This window comes from Telmatobacter bradus (assembly GCF_048629425.1).
In the GTDB taxonomy this organism is placed as follows: Bacteria; Acidobacteriota; Terriglobia; order Terriglobales; family Acidobacteriaceae; genus Telmatobacter; species Telmatobacter bradus.
Window position 1 is genome coordinate 3,931,752 of sequence record NZ_CP184532.1, and the last position, 19,885, is coordinate 3,951,636.

The following is a 19,885-nucleotide window of genomic DNA, read 5'->3' on the forward strand; positions in this document are numbered from 1 at the left end:
ACAGGCCGGGCTTTCCTACTGACCATGCCCGTGGAATCGCGCTCTTGAGAGGTCAACTTATGAACCGAGTTGCAGCCAACTTTCTCACCCGTTCCTTCGCTTCCTGCGAAACTGTTGCGCTTCTATTGCGCCGGGACAATACAACTCTGCCACAGCAGCGCATTGTCAAGGTTGAACAGCTACTTGCGCCGCGCTATCTGGCATGGCTCGGCTATGAGAATGACAATGGCTCGAACGTCTATGTTTCAGCCAATCCTCTTCACCCAGGCAGCCGCAAGCGCACCAAGGAATGTGTTGCTTCCGTTCGCCATCTGTACATAGATATTGATGACGACGGCGACGCCCGGCTCGCTACGCTACGGGCATCGGATCGGTTGCCCACGCCAACCGCGATCATCTCGACATCGCCGGGCAAATATCAGGCTCTCTGGCACGTGGCAGGCTTTGACTTTGAGCATCAGGAAGAGATGCTCAAGCTGATCGCCCAGGCCTTCGGCGGCGATCCTGCTTGCACCGACCGGAATCGGGTGCTGCGCGTCCCCGGTTTCATGAACAGAAAGTATTCTCCCGCTCATCCTGTCGCGGTCGAATACCCGGCGGATGCGATCTACACTCCCGCCGACTTCAGGCTCGATGACGCTGTCTGTTCTTCCGTGCTGCCGCTATGCGAGAACGCACGGAAGCCGCCTGTAAATTCCACCCACTTGAAGCACTCGCATTCAGAGGATGACTGGGGATGGGTTTGTGCCCGGCTTGCTCATGGACAGGACGCCTCAAAGCTGACCCATGAGCTTGCTGCACGCCGTTCTGACAAATCCGATCCACTCTACTACGCCCAACGCACCGTCGATGTCGCCTCGGCCCGCCTTTGGCTGGCCGATGGCATCCCCATCGACGACATAATCACCATGCTTGAAGTTCGCAGAAGCTTTGAGATTCCCGCCGCACTTTGCTCCGCTCGTGCGCGGGAAATTGCGGCCACGGCTCAGCGCATGATTGCCCGTCAGAAGACGGCCTGATTCCACAGCCAAAGGAGATCGATATGCCACTGCTTGAAGTCACCCAAACCCGCCACATCAGCGCATCCATTCGGCTCACTGATACGACCGCTTTGCAGGTCGATCAGTATGCCGCATTCATCCATGCTTCCGCCGACGATGTCGTCGAGCAGGCGCTGGCCTATGTCTTCTCGAAAGACCGTGACTTTCAGGAGTATCTGAAGTCGTCAGAAGCCCAGCGCATCACGCCGACTCTGCGCATCCGTCGCGCGCCCGCTCCTGATGCCGTCGAGCTACCCGCGAAGAAGCCAGCATCGGCAGCTTCTTCGGCTACAGCAGCGGGTGCAATGGCAGGGGGAACGAAGGCATGATCTGCCTTCGTTCCCCGGTCAGCACCACTGCGGTGCTTCGCACCGGCAGAATTTTCGACACTCCACCCCTGAAAGGTTCATGCAAGTGCACCACGGTGCACTTGTTTTGAACTCAACCACATAGCGTTTTCAGGTGCACCAGGGTGCACCCGATAAAAAAGAGGTTCTGATGCCCATTCTCAAGAATGAAATTACAAGGAAATCAGAAGCTGATCGGGATGCTCTGCGCATCTATCCGGTCACGACCAAGCTGACGAAAATGGAGCGCAATGCCGTAACGGAATTGGCTTACAAGCACGGTGTTGCACGTGGCCAGTGGATTCGTGATGTGATCCTGGCTCAAATCAAAGAAGACTCCAATCGCAACTATGTCCTCGCAGAAGCTCTTGGCATCCGCCTGTTGCTGGTCAACGTCCTCCGTCCACTCGCCACCGGGCAGAGAGTTTCAACCGAAACCTTCGACAAGTTGCTCGACGAAATCAGCACTGCCAAGCATGAATTGGCTGCAAAGATCGCGTCCGAACCGAGGAGGTAATCATATGCAGAAATCTACCTGGGGCCGCAAGGAATCGCTCATCTGGCCATACCAGATTCCGATCTATGCCTATGGCATCCTCTTCCTTGCGGCTGTATTCACTTTCTTCTTTGTCTGTGGTTGGATTCACTTTGCGCTGAAGCCACTGCAACGCTATTACCTGCCGCTTTACGAGCGCACTTCGGCGTTTGCGGCCTTCAGCAAGACGCACCGCAGCAACTATCGATTGCTCTTTATTGTCGGGCCGGATCACAGGCTGCGCCCTGCGTTGAATGATGACCTTGTGCTCGGCAGAACGCTCGACTCCTCGGGCGCGATCCTGCCCTTGGCGCTCTCGCCACAGGCAAAGGCACAGGGAGATCTGCTGATCTTTCATGGAAGTTTGCGTAGCTTTTCCGATGCTGCTTTGCACACTTACCTGAAGGACTCGATCTATGGAAAAGCCAGTTTGTTTTTCCTTTTCCGTACCCCGCTGATTGCTGGCGCGGTCCTGCTGATGGGGCTGCTTCCATTTGCTGTACTCAAGGATACGGAGCGGTTCAAGCAGCTCCGTTATGGACGGCGATTGAAGGGGCCGGAGATGTTGACGGCACGTCAGTTCAACCGCATCGTCAAGGGCAGCGGCATCGGTTTCAAAATCGACGGAATGCGTGAGCTTCTGCGCATTCCAGCACGCGCCGAGGCACAGCACATGCAGATCATCGGTGATACCGGCGCAGGCAAAAGCTCTCTGCTCTTTCAGGTGCTCAGGCAGGTGCGCAGTCGTAATGACTCCGCCATCGTCTACGACCCGGCCCGTGAGTATGTGAAGCGATTTTACGACCCAGCCAAGGGAGACATCATCCTCAATCCGCTCGATAAACGCTGCCCCTATTGGGGGCCAGCCGAAGACCTGCGCACCCGCTCCGAAGCAAAGGCTCTGGCTGTCTCCCTGTTTCAGCCGCCACAGGACAGAAAAGGCGAGTTCTTCATCGAATCGCCGCAGAAGATCTTTGCCTTTCTGATGGCCTATGGGCCGACGCCGGAGCAACTGATTCAGTGGATGTCGAACCCGGAGGAGATCGACCGCAGGCTGAAAGGCACCGAGCACGCGCACCTGATTGATCCCCATGCGCACCAGCAGCGGGCCGGTGTACTGGCCTCGCTGGGCCTGATTGCCGATAGCCTTCGCCTGCTGCCGCAAAAGAGTCAAGCCAACGGCGCATGGACTGCAACAGAATGGGCGGAGAAACGCCGAGGCTGGATCTTTTTGACCTCGCTTCCGGCGGAGCGTGAGGCATTGCGACCCCTGCAAAGTCTCTGGATTGACTGGCTGGTTCTGCGTCTGCTCAATGAACCAGCCTCGCCTCAGAAGCGCGTCTGGTTCGTGATCGACGAACTGGCCAGCTTGCAGAAACTTCCACAGCTTCACACCGCCATCACAGAAGCCCGCAAGAGCAATAACCCAGTGGTACTCGGCTTTCAGGGCAAGGCCCAGCTTGAGTACCTATATGGCCACTTGGCCGAGGTCATGCTTTCGCAGCCAGCGACCAGCGTTTGGCTTACAACCAAAGAGCCGAAGGCAGGTCAGTGGGTCAGCGAATTCATCGGCAAGGTAGAGATCGAAAGATTGCGTGAAACGCACTTCGACGGATCGCGCGGAGGCCGCAACTTCTCTCTTGACCGGCAGGTTGAGCCGCTGGTCATGGAGTCAGAAATTGCGGGACTCGCCGACCTGCACGCCTACATGAAGTACCAGAACTACGTCACACACTTTTCCTTTCCGTACCTCGATATGCCGGAGATCGCCGAGGGCTTCGAATTGCGGGAACGCCCAAACGAAAAGCTGCCCTACGATCCGCTGCACGTGCAGGGTGCGGAGCCGAATCCAGAGTTAAAGCAGGCCCCAGAAGATGCGCCCGCCTCACAGCCCAACAACCTGCCCATCGTGCAGCAGATTGAGCCAGGAGCTGCTATTGAGCCTGACATTGACGAACAACAGAGCCTCATCTTCAGAGGATAAGGAGACTGTATGCTGACCATCTCTAAGCCGCTTTCGGCAGGGCAAGCGCAGAGCTATCACTCCAAGGAGTTCACTTCGCCCGATCAGAGTTATTGGAGTCGCGGAGAGACCGTGCGCGGCGAATGGCAAGGTAGGCTTGCCGAAGAGTATGGCATCTCTGGCTCTGTCGGAGCCGAGGAGTTTGCCCGGCTCTCCGAAGGCCAGCATCCTGCGACTGGCAAGCAGCTAGTCAAGCATCACCAGTCGCACCAATACCAAACCGCAGACGGCAAGACGGTAAAGTCCGTCGAGCACCGAGCCGGATGGGATGCGACATTCTCCGCGCCCAAATCTGTTTCGCTCACAGCGCTGGTTGGTGGCGATGAGCGTGTGCGCAATGCTCATCGCGAAGCTGTCACCGTGGCGCTTTCGGAGTTGGAGCATTATACCCAGGCGCGGATCGGCGGCAATCATCCAGCCGAAACCACCGGGCGGTTTGTCGCTGCCAAATTCGAGCACGACACCGCCCGCCCAGTGAATGGCTACGCCGCTCCGCAGCTTCACACGCACGCCGTCGTCTTCAATATGACCGAGCGCGCAGATGGAAGCTCGCGGGCGCTCCAGCCACAGAGCCTCTTCGAGTCACAGCAGTATGCGACGGCGGTTTACCAGTCGGAGTTGATGTACCGGCTTCGCCGTCTTGGCTATGAAATTGAACCCGGCAAGAGTGGTGCGCCGGAGATCAAAGGCTACACGCAGGAGTACCTCGACGCATCCAGCCCACGCAGCCAACAGATCCGCGCCTACATGGAACAGAATGGCGTTCAGGGCCATGAGTCCGCACAGATTGCCGCGCACTCCACGCGCGACAAGAAAGAGATTCTCTCGCCCAAAGAGGTTCTTGATGCGCATCGACGGCTGGCTGCCGAGTTCGGCAACCAGCCTGATGCGGTCGTCAGCTCGGCGCGGGAGCAACTCCAAAACAAGATTCAACCAGCAATCTCCGATAGCCGCGTGCAGGAATCTCTCACCTTCTCCCGCGACAAGAACTTCGAGCGCGAGGCCGTCATCGACGAGCGCGCCCTGATCCGCGATGGACTGCGGCGCGGCATGGGCGAAGTCACCTATGCAGAGGTCCGCACCAACCTCAACGCGCGTCTGAACTCTGGGGAATTCCGCGTTGTTGAGAACGGTAAGAACACTCCGGCGCGTCAATTCACAACAGCCAAGACAGTTGCGGCAGAACAGGAGATTGTGAGCCGTGTTGGCGAAGGACAGAACCAGGTCGAGCCGGTTCTGTCACGCCAACAGGCCATCGCTGTTGCCGATCAGCAGGCACATCTGAACCGGGCACAACGAACCGTCGTCGAAGACGTATTGAGCCTGCCCGACCGCATCCAAGGGATTCAGGGATACGCAGGAGCGGGAAAGACAACAACACTTTCAGTGATTCGCGGCGCGGCGGAAGCGGAAGGCTACACCGTGCGTGGTTTTGCCCCAACCTCCCGTGCTGCCCGCCAACTCAACGAAGCCGGAGTCGAGTCCGAAACGCTGCAAAAGTTCCTTGCCCGTTCTGTGGATGGAAATGCCGCGGGACAGCGGAACTTCTACTTCGTCGATGAATCAAGCCTTGCGAGCACCAATCAGATGCGGGATTTCCTTGCCCGCCTTGGTTCACAGGACCGGGTTCTTCTGATCGGCGACGTGCGTCAGCACCAGGGCGTCGAAGCTGGTCGGCCCTTCGAGCAGTTGCAGGAGGCTGGAATGCGCACCGCCAAGCTCGACGAGATCGTTCGCCAGAAAGACCCGGCGCTGAAAACTGCCGTCGAACAGTTGGCCAAAGGAGAGGTCTCCGCCGCGCTCGATTCGCTCCGCCAGCAAGGCCGCGTCCGGGAGATTCCGGACGCCGGGGAGCGTGTCCGCGCTATCGCCCAGGCTTATGCGGCTTCACCTGAAAACACCTTGATCGTCTCGCCCGACAATGCTTCGCGCAGGGCCTTGAACGTTGCCGTGCGTGAGGAATTGAAGGCCAAAGGCACACTTGCACCGGACGATCAGCCCTTCCGCGTACTCGTTCCGCGCCAGGACATGACCGGCGCGGAACGCACTTGGGCCAGCCGCTACGAGACCGGAGACACGGTTCGCTACTCGCGTGGCAGCAAGGCCGTTGGCATCGAGGCCGGGAGCTACGGCACAGTCGTCGGCATGAATTCCGCCAACAACCTTCTCACCGTCAAAAAGGCTACCGGGGAGCTTGCCACCTACGATCCACGCCGCCTTTCCGGCGTCAGCGTCTACCGAGAAATAGGCAGGGAGTTTTCCATAGGCGACCGCATCCAGTTCACAGCACCCGATAAGGCGTTGAATGTTGCCAATCGCGATCTGGCCGTGATCGACGCCATTGCGCCTGATGGCCGTGGCAATGCTCGCATCAAGGCCCGCCTCGATTCCGGTCGCGCGGTTGAATTCGATCCGACAGAGCATCGCCACTTCGACCACGGTTACGCCGTGACCAGCCACAGTTCCCAAGGACTCACCGCCGAGCGCGTCCTCGTCAACGCCGATACTGGCGTTCACCCGGACCTCGTAAACTCGCGTTTCGGCTATGTCTCTGTCTCCCGCGCCAGCCACGATGCAACGGTCTTCACCGACCACTTTGCAAAGCTCGCTCCGCAGCTCAACGCCGACATTTCCAAGACCTCCGCACTCAAGATCGCCCCAGCGGCATCTGTTGGCCAAGGGGTTGGTCTGGGCATCAGCCGCTGAAGAATGTTCGATAGAATGGAGGCGTCACCAGCCTCCACAGCCCGCGTTCACTACGCGGCCACAAGCACGGAGGATTTAAGATGACCGACCTGACCACCATGCCTGAGAACTACGAAAATATCCGCTCTGGAATCGTCGAGCTGCTCAAAGCTGCCCGATCCGCTGCCGCCCGGAATGTCAATTCGATCATGACTGCGACCTATTGGGAGATTGGGCGAAGGATCGTCCACTCTGAGCAGGCCGGAGAGAAAAGAGCGGAGTATGGAGCAACGCTGATTCCGCGTTTGTCAGAAGACCTTTCCGCCGTGTTCGGCAAAGGCTTCGGTGCCCGAAATCTTGCTCAAATGAGGAGCTTCTTCCTGGCATGGCCAGAAGAGAAGATTTTGCAGACACCGTCTGCAAAATCTCCCAATGCCTTGCAGAACAATGAGTTGCACGCGGCTTCACTGTCTACCCCGACTCTTGCTTCATGTTTTTCCTTGCCCTGGTCCGCGTATGTCCGACTGCTCTCCGTCAAGAATCCAGATGCCAGAGTGTTCTACGAAGCTGAGGCCCTTCGATCTGGCTGGTCCGTTCGCCAGCTCGACCGCCAGATTGGCAGCCAGTTCTACGAGCGCATTGCCCTTTCCAAGAACAAAGCCGCCATGCTGGAGAAGGCGCAAACGCCCGAATCATCCGATACAATTACGCCCGAAGAAGCCATCAAAGATCCATTCGTACTGGAATTTCTGGACCTCAAGGACGAGTATTCCGAGTCGGATTTGGAGGAGGCGCTCATCCGGCATCTCACCGATTTCTTGCTGGAGTTGGGCGACGACTTCGCCTTCGTTGGCCGTCAGCGGCGACTTCGTATCGACGACAACTGGTTCCGCGTCGATCTCGTCTTCTTCCATCGCCGTCTGCGGTGCCTACTCCTGGCCGACCTTAAGATTGGAAAATTTAGCTATAACGACGCAGGCCAGATGCACATGTACCTCAACTACGCCCGCGAGCACTGGACCAAGCCCGGTGAAAACCCACCGGTCGGTCTGATCCTATGCGCCGAGAAGGGTGCCGCAGAGGCGCATTATGCCCTCGACAACCTGCCCAACAAGATTCTCGCTGCCGAGTATCAGACCGTCTTGCCAGACGAAAAGATCATTGCAGAGGAACTGGAACGCTCTCGCCGGGAACTGGAACATTGATGCCTGTTGTGGCTCACCAGACGAACATTTAGATGCGTAAGGCGGAAATGATTCCGCCCTGCGCTCCTCATAAAGTTACTGCTTAGATGACTGGCGAAAAGGAACCAGCACATTGCCACTATCATTTTTCCGTGTAAAGGGCATTGACGATTTCAACCGCGCAAACTGCACGATATTGTCGGATTTTCCTTTGAAATACCCTTCGGGCAATCCGGCAAGCATTTCTACGTCTGAATCGGAAAGCCCAACATGTTTCGGAATTGATTCAAGCGGCATAACCTTTTCATCGACCAGCAAGTCAATCGTGCGTTTCAGCAATCGAGGCTGCTCGGGCACACGATCATGGTCTCCCGGTTCAGACTTTGCCCCCCATTTGTAAGAACGGCTCTTCAATAGCGCCAGCTTACCAGCATCATCCAGCAACTCAATCGCGTATAGGCGCATGATAATCGCCCCGACTGAAACACCACATCGATGTTTAAGAAGCAGCAAGTCATCTAGTGTTGGAGGGATGCGGACATCTCGGGCAAGCGTATCCGCTGGCAACAGTAGCGCACCCGAGAAGCGGTGGGCCTGTTGCTCAAGCATCTTGAATCTCTCCGGCTCTGTCGGGCGCTTTATGTGCCGATGAAGAACGAGATGTCCTAGCTCATGAGCCAAATCGAATCTGCTCCGATAGCCGTTATCCTTGTCAGCCGAAAGCAATACTAACGGCCTGCTAAGGCAGTCGCTCCACGTAGAGAGACCCTCAATCTGGGCAACTCCTGTTTCTTCGCGAATAAGAATGACACCAGCACTTTCGGCGGCGAGTGCCAAGTCTTGGATATAGGCACGCCCCAGTCGCCAGAGTTCCCGACACTCACACGCGGCCTGTTCAATCTCCTCCGTAGTAATCTCTTCAGGATTCTCATAATTCCGTACGGGCAAATTGAGCTCTGGGAAATCCACAAAATCCGAAAGAGCAACAGCTACGTCCTCGGCCCATTCAATTCGAGCAGAAAGCATGTTTCGCGCAGCAACATGCGCAGAGGCATTGCTGCGAAATAAGGTCATCGATGTTCTTGGCACAACAGGCCGCGTAAACCACTCTGGCGAGACGTTCACAACGTTTGCGAGGCGGTCCAGAGCTTCGCGTTCAGGAGGCTGAACGCCAGTGCGCCATTTGCTGATTGTGGCTGGTGAAACACCCACCATAGCTGCAAGTTGAGTCTGACTCAAACGACGAGCAGCGAGAATCTGGTCTAGGCGACCAGTTTGAAAACCTTGAACTCCGATCCTACTCATTTTCCTGTACCATCATTCCGTTGCTGCTGATCGGCGATCTTTTTCAATCTGGGTACAGCAAGATCACGCTGTACATCTTGCGCACGATTGTACCGTTCAAGGAACGAAGAAATAGGCTCTCTAAAGAGCCAGCTCTTCATTTGACTATCGGGGACGGCAATTTGGATTGAGGTAGGGGCTTCAGGGCTAATGCGCAGCGAACCCGCAAAGACCGCAACAAAAAACACAACGGCCTTAGTTGCAGGTGTATAGCTGGAAAAGAGTTCCGGCTGCACCAAGGGTTCAATAGACCTATTGGCCTCAGACAACTGCTTACGCGTGAGGCTCCGCCTGTAGTTCGTCCAATAGCCTTCATGGATATTGAATCGCGCCACAGAAAAAATGCCTGCTTGTCCTACCACAACTTTGTTTCCGCGCAAGGGCGAAGGATTCGCATGATTAACAGCAAGTGCTCTGTGAAAAGTTTCGTTCATATGGAAATGGCGGAGTTGTCCTACGACGGTGGGGAGATGGCCCTCTTCCATGCCCCGTGCCGCAGCATAGGCGCGCTGCGCACCAACAGGGAAACCTTCCTCTATGCTGGTAATAAGGTCAATGGACAGCGAACTAACCAGTAGTTCAGGAATCGTAGTATCGATCTGGAAGGCCACGAAGCAACTCCGTACGAAGATTTCGCTAATTAGGAATATATGCTTAAATAATTTCGTTATCAACATTTATTTCGAGCAAACAGACCTTTTTCTCGATTCTCAGAGGTTTTGGCCGTGCGAACCGGCCTTGATGGGGAGGGCAAGGGTAAAATCTTGCCGACCGTCGCCATACAGCCCGCCGTCGGGTGGGCGCAGCGGCTTCGTTGGTAATCAAAAGCCCGAGCGCAACACCGCCAACAAATGCGATCTCATCTAGGACGGGAGCGAGTTGCCGAAGTTCACCACTTTCTGTTCATACGTGGCCGATTCTTCCTCGCAACTGGCAGGAGCGAATAATTTCTCGCATCGCCCTTTGGCTCCGATTTTCCACCCTTGTCGGCACCTTGAGCTGCCGCCCTCATTTATCATGATGGGCAACGTGGATTCTTTGATTCTGAAGATCTTAGGTGTGCACCCTCTCCGTTACACGAACGGAATAGAGAACGCAACTTATTGTTTTTCTGCGTTTTACATGACAAATGAAGCTGACGCCCTATCACGCTCGGTATTTTGCCCACGAACTGACCAAACGGTCCAGTTCGGCGTCAATTGATAGTTTGACATCGGCTCTGGCAGACGCCCAAGTTGATCTGAATCCCCACCAGGTCGAAGCTGCGCTCTTTGCCTTCAGGTCACCGCTCTCTCGTGGTGCCATCCTCGCGGATGAGGTTGGCCTCGGCAAGACCATCGAAGCAGGCATTCTGCTTTCCCAGCGCTGGGCGGAACGCCGTCGTCGTCTGCTTGTCATCTGCCCCGCCAACCTGCGCAAGCAGTGGGGCCAGGAACTGGCCGACAAGTTTTTTCTCCCCTCCGCGATTCTCGAATCCAAGACCTTCAATGAGGAGATCAAAAGCGGCAACCTCAATCCATTCGACCAGCCCAAGATTATTCTGTGTTCCTTCCAGTTCGCCAGAACCAAAGATGCCTACGTCCGCCAGACTCCTTGGGATCTGGTTGTCATTGATGAAGCGCATCGCCTACGAAACGTGTACAAGGCCAGCAACAAAATCGCCAACGCCATCAAGACTGCAATTGGTGATCGACAAAAGGCGCTCCTTACAGCGACGCCGCTTCAGAACTCTCTCCTTGAGCTGTACGGCCTTGTCAGCATTATTGACGAGTTTACCTTCGGCGACCTGAAGAGCTTCCGAAGCCAGTTTTCGCGTATGAACACACCGGACGACTATCGCGCACTGCGAGAGCGCATCCGTCCTGTCTGTCAGCGCACTCTTCGCAGGCAGGTTCTCCCTTACGTCAACTACACCAATCGCCATGCGCTGGTACAAGAATTCATTCCGAACGACGACGAACAGCGGCTCTATACCCTCGTCTCCGAGTATCTGCAATCACTGCATCTCTATGCTCTTCCTGCCAGCCAGCGTCAGTTGATGACACTCATCCTCCGAAAGTTGCTGGCATCTTCCACCTATGCCATCTCCGACACCTTGCTGGGGCTTGCCAACAAACTTGAAGCCGTCGAGAAGGCACAAGCATCTCTTGATGCGCCGCCAGAGGAACTCGCTGAGAACTTCGATGCTCTTCAGGAAATCGAAGATGAATGGCTGGAAGACGAACCTGAAGAAGGCTCCGCCCCGCCCAATGTTGCGCAGCAACTTTCTCCAGAGCAGCGCGAGGAACTGCGCCTCGAAAAAGAAAAGCTCCGCGAGTTTCATGAGTTGGCGAAAAGCATTCATAAAAACTCGAAGGGAGAGGTGCTGCTCACCGCACTCCGCAAGGGATTCGAAGCAGCCAGCAAAGCCCGTGCTAGTCAGAACAATGGCGTCCTTCAACAAAAAGCCATCATCTTCACCGAGTCTCGCCGCACCCAGGAATATCTCTACCGACTACTGGAATCCTCCGATTTTGCAGGGAAAGTGGTCCTTTTCAATGGCACTAACAATGATGCCAAAAGCGCGGAGATTTACCGCGAATGGCTCAAGCGCAACGCCAATACAGACCGTGCCACTGGATCACCTACCGCAGACAAGCGCGCAGCCATCGTAGAGTATTTCCGTGATGAAGCGAGCATTATGATTGCAACGGAGGCCGCTGCCGAAGGCATCAACCTCCAATTCTGCAATCTTGTCGTCAACTACGACATGCCCTGGAATCCGCAGCGTATCGAGCAGCGAATTGGTCGCTGCCATCGCTATGGACAGAAGTATGACGTGGTTGTCGTCAACTTCCTTAACCGCTCCAATGCCGCCGATGTGCGCATCTATCAGCTCCTCGACCAAAAGTTTCGCCTCTTTGACGGCGTCTTCGGAGCCTCCGATGAAGTGCTTGGGGCCATTCAGTCCGGCGTCGATTTTGAGAAACGTATTGTCGGCATCTATCAGCAATGCCGTACTCCAGAGCAAATCGTTTTCCAATTCGACAAGCTCCAAGAAGAACTTGGTTCCGAGATCACCGAGGCCAAGGCCGTTGCACAGGAGCAGCTTCTCAATAACTTTGACCAAGAGGTTATCGAAAAGGTTCGCATTGAAGCCAACAACTCTCGCAACCGTTTCGAGGAGCTACTCTGGCGGGCGACCAGCTTTTACCTGGCCCCTTATGCGCGGTTCGATTCCACAGGGTATGGATTTCAACTCGAACGGAACCCGTTCCCCGTCTCTGTCAATCAGGCCGAGACCATCCATCCTGGCCCATACCGCATGGGCCGCAACGTGGAGGATGCCAACACCTACCGCGTTGGCCACCCGTTAGCGCAGCGCGTTTTGGAACAATGCCTCTCCTTGGAAACGCCGCCTGTGGAGTTGCGCTTCAACCTCAGTCAGAGCGGCAAGCGGCTCGCTATTCTGGAGCCGCACTCTGGCCAATCTGGCTGGCTCCTTTGTACGAAGTTCTCCGTCGAAGCCTTCGAGGTCGAAGACCACATCCTTTTCGCGGGAGTTCGAGACGACGGAACATTCCTCGATTCTGATACCTGTAAGCGTCTTTTCGACCTGCCTGCTGAGGCTGGCCAACCGATACTTTCTTTGCCTCTGACTCATCTTGATGAGCAGATCCTTGAGAATCGAATTAAGGCCCAGCAGCGTGAGATTCTCGATGACATAGGTCTACGCAATACGCACTGGCTCGATCAGGAAGTCACCAAACTCGACCGCTGGAGCGAAGATCTCAAACTTGGTCTGGAACAGGAGATCAAAGACCTTGACCAGGATATTCGCGAGGCCAAGCGCACCTCTTCCTCTGCCGCGTCACTTGCAGACAAACTTGTCCACCAGCGCGCGATCAAGGCTCTCCAAACGACCAGGAACCAAAAGCGCAAGGATCTCTTCGTTGCCCAGGATGAAGTTGAAGCCCGCCGCGATGGGCTGATTGCGGATATTGAAGCGCGCATGGCTCAGGGCCAGCAACAAATAGAGATATTCAGGATTCGCTGGAGGCTGGCATGAGCAAATGAAACTATGCCGTAAAATCGAATAATGGCATAAATGCAGGATTTACCCCAGAGTAGCCATTAGATTGGCATCTAAGATCGAACTACGGAGGCAGCATGGCGGCTACAAACTTCAAAACAGAGAACAACACTTTTCGTAAGCTGATTGGTAACGGCCTTACCTACCGTATTCCACGCTTCCAGCGTGACTACAGCTGGACGGACGATGAGTGGGAAGACCTGTGGGCTGACATTCTTGGAACATTGAAAGATGACGGTGATGCATCGCATTACATGGGCTACCTAGTTCTTCAATCCGCGGACGATAAGACATTTGACGTTATCGACGGTCAGCAGCGTCTGACAACTATTAGTCTTATTGTGCTGGCTGTTCTCAAAAATATCCAGCGTCTTATAGATGGCGGCAATGAATCAGAAGCAAATGCCAGACGACTCAACCAGATTCGGCAGACATACGTTGGGTATCTCGATCCTGTTACATTAATTTCCCGATCCAAGCTGACGCTCAACCGCAACAACGATAACTATTTTCAAACTTACTTGGTGCCGCTCGGACATTTACCTCAGCGAGGTTTTCGAGCCTCGGAGCATTTGCTTCGCAAGGCGTTTGATTGGTTTGACAGGCAGGTTGCTGCCTATCTGAAAGCCAGCACTGGCGATGCAGGGATGCGGCTTGCGCAATTCGTTGAAGACATCAGTGACCGCTTGTTCTTTACTGTGATTACTGTTACAGATGAACTTAATGCGTATAAGGTATTCGAAACGCTCAATGCACGAGGAGTCCGACTTTCCGCAACTGATCTTCTTAAGAACTATTTGTTTTCAGTTTTAGATCGTGGAGGTGAAACAGACCATGAGTTGCGCAATCTGGAGGATCGTTGGGAAGACATTGTAGGCCGTCTGCAATCAGAGAACTTTCCAGACTTTCTGCGAGTACATTGGAATAGCCGAAACTCTTTTGCAAGGCAAGCTGATCTCTTCAAGACTATTCGTGCCAAGGTGGTGAATCGGGATTCTGTGTTTCAATTGCTCAGGGGCATGGAGGAAGATCTTGACACTTATCTGGCGCTCTCCTCACCAGAAGCTTCGGAATGGTCTCAAGAAGACAAACAGCTTGTAGGCGTTCTGAAGACGTTTCGTGTCAAGCAGCCGTTCCCAGTATTGCTGGCGGCGCGACGTACATTGGATGCTGCCGATTTTACTGGTCTACTGAAAGCAACAATTGTTATTTCATTGCGTTATAACGTCATCGGCGCATACAGTACTGCTGAGCAGGAGCGTACGTACAATACGATTGCCGGGAAGATTGCTAAAGGAGACCTGAGTCATCTTGGCCCATTATTGCAAGCCATGCGCGGCATCTATATCGAAGACAGATTATTTCGTGCCGCATTTTCAGAAAAAATAATTCGCACTACGGATTCGCGTAACAACCGCGTGGTCCGCTTCATTCTCTGTGCGCTGGAAAAGCACCTGAGTGGACAGGATTTTAGCTTCACCAGTGATGCCTACAATATTGAGCACGTTCTGCCTCAAAATGCACCGGATGGTTGGGGCGGTTTCAGCAATGAAGAAGCCAGTAGCCTAATCTATCGATTGGGCAATATGACATTGCTGCAATCAGGTGTCAATCGCGATATTGGCACTGCAGAATATGCGGCCAAACGATCCTGCTATGAACAAAGCGGCTTTGCTGTTACGCGCAAAATGGCACAAGACAGCGCCGAATGGACTCCGGAACGGATAGCTGCGTGGCAAAATTGGATGGCGAATCAGGCCATCTCCATTTGGCGTATTTCGCAACTGAGTTGAACGGAAAATCTCAATGAACAAAAAGCAGAAATTGGAATTGACGTGGATTGGCAAGGAGAACCGGCCGAAGCTGGAGCCGCGGATTTTGCTGGAAGACCCGGAGAAGAGCTACCACGCCAAGCAGCGTGTCAGCGACAAGGACATCTTCGATAACCGGCTCATCTTCGGCGACAACCTGCTCGCGCTCAAGGCGCTGGAGCAGGAGTTTGCCGGCAAGGTGAAGTGCGTCTTTATCGATCCACCGTTCAATACTGGCGGTGCATTTGAGCACTATGATGACGGTGTTGAACACTCTCTTTGGCTTAGCCTCATGCATCAACGCCTGACAATTCTTCAACGTCTTTTAACTCCAGACGGTGGAATTGTTGTCAATTTGGACGATACAGAGGCCGCGTATTGCAAAGTTATGATGGACGAGGTATTTGGTAGGTCAAATTATATCGCTACTGTCATTGTTGAAGGGGCAACAGCTTCCAGCTTCAAAACTGTAAATGTAGGACCGACTCAAGTCGCTCAGTATCTTTTGATGTACGCCAAGGACAAGCCTGCCTTCAATTACCGGCAGCAGTACATCCCAATCTACGAAATAGATCTTCAGCATTTCTCTCGCTTCATTGCGAATCCACAGAGTCCTGCGAGTGAATGGGAATTTCAAAGCATCAACGATCACATTTTAGAGCAGCTTGGTTTCTCAGGGAGTACACCTAACGCTAAATGGGCAATGGCAAAGAGAGAACTTGGTGTTGAAGAAGCTCAACTCCTAGTTCGAGAAAAAGCCTTGGAATTTGCTCTCATCAATTGCGACAGAGTATTTGAGACGAAGACCCTTCAAAAGCCATCGCGTTGGTTGCATGAACATCTGCGCAGGTCCTTGGAGGTTGATTATGTAATTGCCTTAGAGCGAGACGGGTTAGATACCCTCTACTTGTATAGAGGTCGTCAAGTATATTTCTTGGGAAAAGGTGTCCAAGAAGTTGATGGAGAGCGTGTTGTCACTCAGCCCGTCACAAACATCTGGACTGACATCCCAACGAATAACTTGAAGGATGAAGGAGGTGTAGACTTCCCATCGGGGAAGAAGCCTGAATTCCTGATTCGTCGCGTGATACAAATGATTTCCCCGAACCGTGGAGAAATAGTTCTAGATTCCTTTGGAGGTTCAGGAACAACCGGCGCAGTTGCCCACAAAATGGGCCGTCGCTGGATAATGGTCGAATTGGGAGAACACTGTCACACGCACATTATTCCGCGCTTGAAGAAGGTTATTGATGGCGAAGACGACGGAGGCATCACCAAAGCGGTTGATTGGAAGGGCGGCGGCGGCTTCCGTTATTACCATATTGCTCCGACGCTGATTGAAAAAGACGCATTTGATATGCCTGTCATCAGCAAGCAGTACAACGCTGCCATGCTGGCTGAGGCACTGTGCAAGCTGATGGGCTTCGTTTATGAACCCGGCGAGCAGTACTGGCAGCAAGGCCACTCCACGGAGAATGACTTCATCTACGTGACGACACAGACCATGACTCGCGATCACCTGGCATCGTTGAGTGAAGAGGTTGGCAAGAAGCGCTCGCTGCTGGTTTGCTGTGCTGCCTTTCGAGGCAAGGACGACGCTTTTCCAAATCTCACGCTGAAAAAGATTCCTTTGGCCGTCTTGCAGAAATGCGAATGGGGTCACGACGACTACAGCCTCAACGTCGCCAATCTTCCCCAGGCAGCGGAGCCAGTTCCCGCGCTGATACGGGAAGAAGTGCCTCTCGAACCGAAACACGCGCGCAAGCGCCGGGCAAAAACCGAGACCATGCCAAGCCTCTTTGGAAATGAAGACAACGGAGGTGCGGAATGAGCGGTAATGCAAAGCAGCAACTCTGGGCCATCGCCAACCGCTTGAGCCTCCGCGCTCCGCAGCGGGAATCGCTAGAGATTCTCGATCGACTTTGCGAACTTCTCCCGCTGGCCAAGGATACGGATATAACGCAGGCTCTGGAAGCCATTCGTAGCGTCTTTCCTTCGGTCACGGATTTTGGCGAGCGCGATTTTGCATCGTTATGCTTTGCCATCGCCACGGGTGTAGGCAAGACACGGCTGATGGGAGCATTCATCGCCTACCTTAACCAAGCATGGGGTATCCGGCACTTCTTTGTACTTGCCCCGAACCTGACCATCTACAACAAACTCACTGCCGATTTCACGCAGGGATCGCCGAAGTATGTCTTTCAGGGGCTTTCGGATTTTGCCATCAATCCCCCCGAAATCATTACCGGCGACAACTATGAAAATGGGCGTGGCATCCGTTCCGCCGACCTCTTTGGCGATACCGGCATTCATGTCAACATCTTCAACATCTCGAAGATTAACGCCGAGGTGCGCGGCGACAAGGAACCGCGCATCAAGCGGCTGCAGGAGTACATCGGCGAAAGCTATTTTGAATACCTGTCAAAACTCGATGATCTTGTCCTGCTGATGGATGAATCGCACCGCTATCGCGGCAAGGCCGGAATGCGGGCGATCAACGAGTTGAAACCGATCCTCGGTCTGGAGTTGACGGCGACGCCTCAAATTGAAGCGGGAAGCAAAACTACTGACTTCAAGAATGTGATCTACAGCTACCCGCTGGCCTCAGCCCTGCACGATGGCTTCGTCAAAGAGCCATCCGTTGCGACGCGCGAGAACTTCCGCGCAGAAAACTACGACGAGGGCGGACTGGAAACGATCAAGCTGCAAGACGGCATCCGCGTCCACGAACATACCAAGGTTCAACTCGACATCTATGCAAGGAATACGGGAAGGCCGCTGGTCAAGCCGTTCATGCTGGTTGTCGCCAAGGATACAAGCCACGCAGGCGACCTGCTGAAGAAGATCGAGGCGGACGACTTCTTCGAGGGGCGCTACAAAGGGCGCGTCATTACCGTTCACTCGAACCAGAGCGGCGAGGAGAAGGATGAGACAGTTCAGCAATTGCTCAGCGTGGAAGATCCGGCCAATCCGACCGAGATCGTGATCCACGTGAACATGCTGAAAGAGGGATGGGATGTAACCAACCTCTACACGATTGTTCCGCTGCGCGCGGCAAACTCGAAGACGCTGGTTGAGCAATCCATCGGGCGCGGCCTTCGCTTGCCCTACGGAAAGCGCACAGGCGTACCCGATGTAGATCGGCTCACGATTGTGTCCCATGATCGATTCCAGGAGATTGTCGATCATGCCAACGATCCCGCTTCGATTATTCGAACCGGCGTGGTGATCGGCAGGGACATTCCCGACACGCCGACGCAAGCCGTGACGATTACGCCGACGATTCTATCCGTGCTGGGCATTGCGCCGCCGCCAACCCCAGTTGACGGTTCCCAGGCCGCAGTCGCTGTTCAGAAACCACTCTTTGCGACGGAACCAGAACGAAGGGTTGCTGAGGCAACTCTTCAAGTGATTCACCGGGAATTCGAGCGGCTTCGGCGCTCGGAAGATCTGAAGGCTCCCGAAGTTCAGCAGAAGATCATCGCCAAAGTCATGGAAGAAATTCGTCCTGTGCAGGGAGAGTTGGCGGGCATCGTTGAACAGGTTGATGTTTCTGCAATCGTGACCACTACGACGAACGCGTATGTCGAGAACACAATCGACATACCTCTGATTACGGTGGTTCCTTCCGGCGAGGTCACTGTTGGCTACAAGGATTTCGACCTTGACTGTAGCAGCGTTCATTACCCGCCCGTGGCAAGGGATTTGCTCATACAGCGGCTCACGGATAATCAGCGATTCCGCATTGTCAGTGGTGATGGAGTAGTTCAGGAGCCACATCTGGAAAACTACATCGTTCGTGGTCTGATCGATCAGGACGACATCAGCTATGACGACCATGCGCAGTTGCTTTACAAGCTAGCTGGCCAACTTGTCCGGCACATCAAGTCGTATCTATCGAATGAGGATGATGTTCGGAATGTCCTTCAATATAACCAAAGCGAGCTTGTTCGTCTGGTTCACACACAGATGAACCAGCACTACATGGAAAAGGCTACGGAATATCAAGTCACAGTGGCAAGAGGTTTCCAGCGTCTCAGTTCCAGCAGCGCTGAGGTTGAGCTTGGCAAGAACGCGCAGAACTTCCGTCAGCCTGTGGAGGACAAGCTGTACATTCGCAGCATTGTCTTCGGCGGTTTCACGAAGTGCTTGTATCCAGCCGTTAAGTTCGACTCTGACCCTGAAAGACGCTTTGCCACGATCCTTGAAGACGATGGGGATGTGGTCAAGTGGCTCAAGCCGCCCAAGGACCTGCTGAAGATTCAGTATGCAGAGGAAGACAACTATAACCCCGACTTCATCGTTGAGACAAAAGACGCGCGCTTTCTCTGCGAGATTAAGCGGGCAAGTGAAATGGAAGCGTCCAACGTCCAGAAGAAGGCAAAAGCCGCGATACAGTGGTGCGAGCGTGCAACAGGTGTCAGCGACAAGCCGTGGCGTTATTCGTTGATCCCCCACGATATGGTTCAGATCAATCGAACCTTTTCCAGCCTAATTCAGCAATTTCGATAGAAAAGAATAACCGGTTCGACTTATATCAGATTCAATGACGCTTTCTCCGCGAGTGGTTCAGTTTTTCCATTCGCGGGGAAGGAGCACCTTCCCTCGCTTCAGCCGCAGATAGTGCCAGCGTCTTGCGCTACCCATCCCAGCGGGGCCGTTCCTTCCCCGCAACTCCCCTCCCCAAGTCCATTCGGAAGAGAACCTAATTTCTTCTTTCGTTAAGTGCCCCCGCTTCATGCGGCTTTATGGCAGAGGCGGTCGGAACCCGTCAAGGGTCTCCGCTGCGCTTCGATAAACGCGAAAAACCGCGCCCTTGACAGAACCCTCCGCGCCCCTGCCCG

The 19,885-nt window shown here is 54.3% G+C and carries 12 protein-coding genes; 10 read left to right on the plus strand and 2 right to left on the minus strand.

The window, feature by feature from the left end; genetic code table 11:
* Window positions 1–59: 59 nt before the first annotated feature.
* From ACOBR2_RS16150 to ACOBR2_RS16175, 6 genes are all read left to right on the plus strand, one after another.
* Window positions 60–1,019 carry a DNA-primase RepB domain-containing protein gene (locus ACOBR2_RS16150; protein ID WP_420237133.1) on the plus strand — a complete coding sequence of 320 codons (960 nt, stop codon included), beginning with the start codon at window positions 60–62 and terminating at the stop codon, window positions 1,017–1,019.
* Between the two features lie 23 nt (window positions 1,020–1,042).
* Complete coding sequence (locus tag ACOBR2_RS16155) at window positions 1,043–1,369, plus strand: hypothetical protein (RefSeq protein ID WP_420237134.1); 327 nt, start codon at window positions 1,043–1,045, stop codon at window positions 1,367–1,369.
* A gap of 169 nt (window positions 1,370–1,538) precedes the next feature.
* Complete coding sequence (locus ACOBR2_RS16160) at window positions 1,539–1,904, plus strand: hypothetical protein (RefSeq protein WP_420237135.1); 366 nt, start codon at window positions 1,539–1,541, stop codon at window positions 1,902–1,904.
* Window positions 1,905–1,908: 4 nt separating this feature from the next.
* The gene (locus tag ACOBR2_RS16165) at window positions 1,909–3,906 is read left to right on the plus strand and encodes a type IV secretion system DNA-binding domain-containing protein (protein ID WP_420237136.1); all 1,998 of its coding nucleotides are present in this window, start codon (window positions 1,909–1,911) and stop codon (window positions 3,904–3,906) included.
* Between the two features lie 9 nt (window positions 3,907–3,915).
* On the plus strand, window positions 3,916–6,651 hold the full coding sequence (mobF, locus tag ACOBR2_RS16170) for a MobF family relaxase (protein ID WP_420237137.1): 2,736 nt from the start codon (window positions 3,916–3,918) through the stop codon (window positions 6,649–6,651).
* Window positions 6,652–6,731: 80 nt separating this feature from the next.
* Window positions 6,732–7,835 (plus strand): PDDEXK nuclease domain-containing protein, encoded by a 1,104-nt coding sequence (locus ACOBR2_RS16175; protein WP_420237138.1) that lies wholly within the window; start codon window positions 6,732–6,734, stop codon window positions 7,833–7,835.
* 75 nt (window positions 7,836–7,910) lie between these two features.
* Here ACOBR2_RS16175 and ACOBR2_RS16180 read toward each other — a convergent pair whose 3' ends face one another.
* A complete protein-coding gene (locus ACOBR2_RS16180; protein WP_420237139.1) occupies window positions 7,911–9,119 on the minus strand; it encodes an XRE family transcriptional regulator in 1,209 nt (402 codons plus the stop codon).
* A complete protein-coding gene (locus tag ACOBR2_RS16185; RefSeq protein WP_420237140.1) occupies window positions 9,116–9,769 on the minus strand; it encodes a hypothetical protein in 654 nt (217 codons plus the stop codon). The genes ACOBR2_RS16180 and ACOBR2_RS16185 overlap by 4 nt, the downstream gene beginning before the upstream one ends.
* Before the next feature lie 518 nt (window positions 9,770–10,287).
* Here ACOBR2_RS16185 and ACOBR2_RS16190 point away from each other — a divergent pair.
* The 4 genes from ACOBR2_RS16190 (at window position 10,288) to ACOBR2_RS16205 (ending at window position 19,553) form a co-directional block, all read left to right on the plus strand.
* Complete coding sequence (locus tag ACOBR2_RS16190) at window positions 10,288–13,206, plus strand: SNF2-related protein (RefSeq protein ID WP_420237141.1); 2,919 nt, start codon at window positions 10,288–10,290, stop codon at window positions 13,204–13,206.
* A 101-nt stretch (window positions 13,207–13,307) separates the two neighbouring features.
* The gene (locus ACOBR2_RS16195) at window positions 13,308–15,023 is read left to right on the plus strand and encodes a DUF262 domain-containing protein (RefSeq protein WP_420237142.1); all 1,716 of its coding nucleotides are present in this window, start codon (window positions 13,308–13,310) and stop codon (window positions 15,021–15,023) included.
* Between the two features lie 13 nt (window positions 15,024–15,036).
* Entirely contained in the window at window positions 15,037–16,872 is a 1,836-nt protein-coding gene (locus ACOBR2_RS16200; protein WP_420237143.1) for a site-specific DNA-methyltransferase, read from the plus strand.
* Complete coding sequence (locus tag ACOBR2_RS16205; protein WP_420237144.1) at window positions 16,869–19,553, plus strand: DEAD/DEAH box helicase family protein; 2,685 nt, start codon at window positions 16,869–16,871, stop codon at window positions 19,551–19,553. The genes ACOBR2_RS16200 and ACOBR2_RS16205 overlap by 4 nt, the downstream gene beginning before the upstream one ends.
* The last annotated feature ends 332 nt before the right edge of the window (window positions 19,554–19,885 follow it).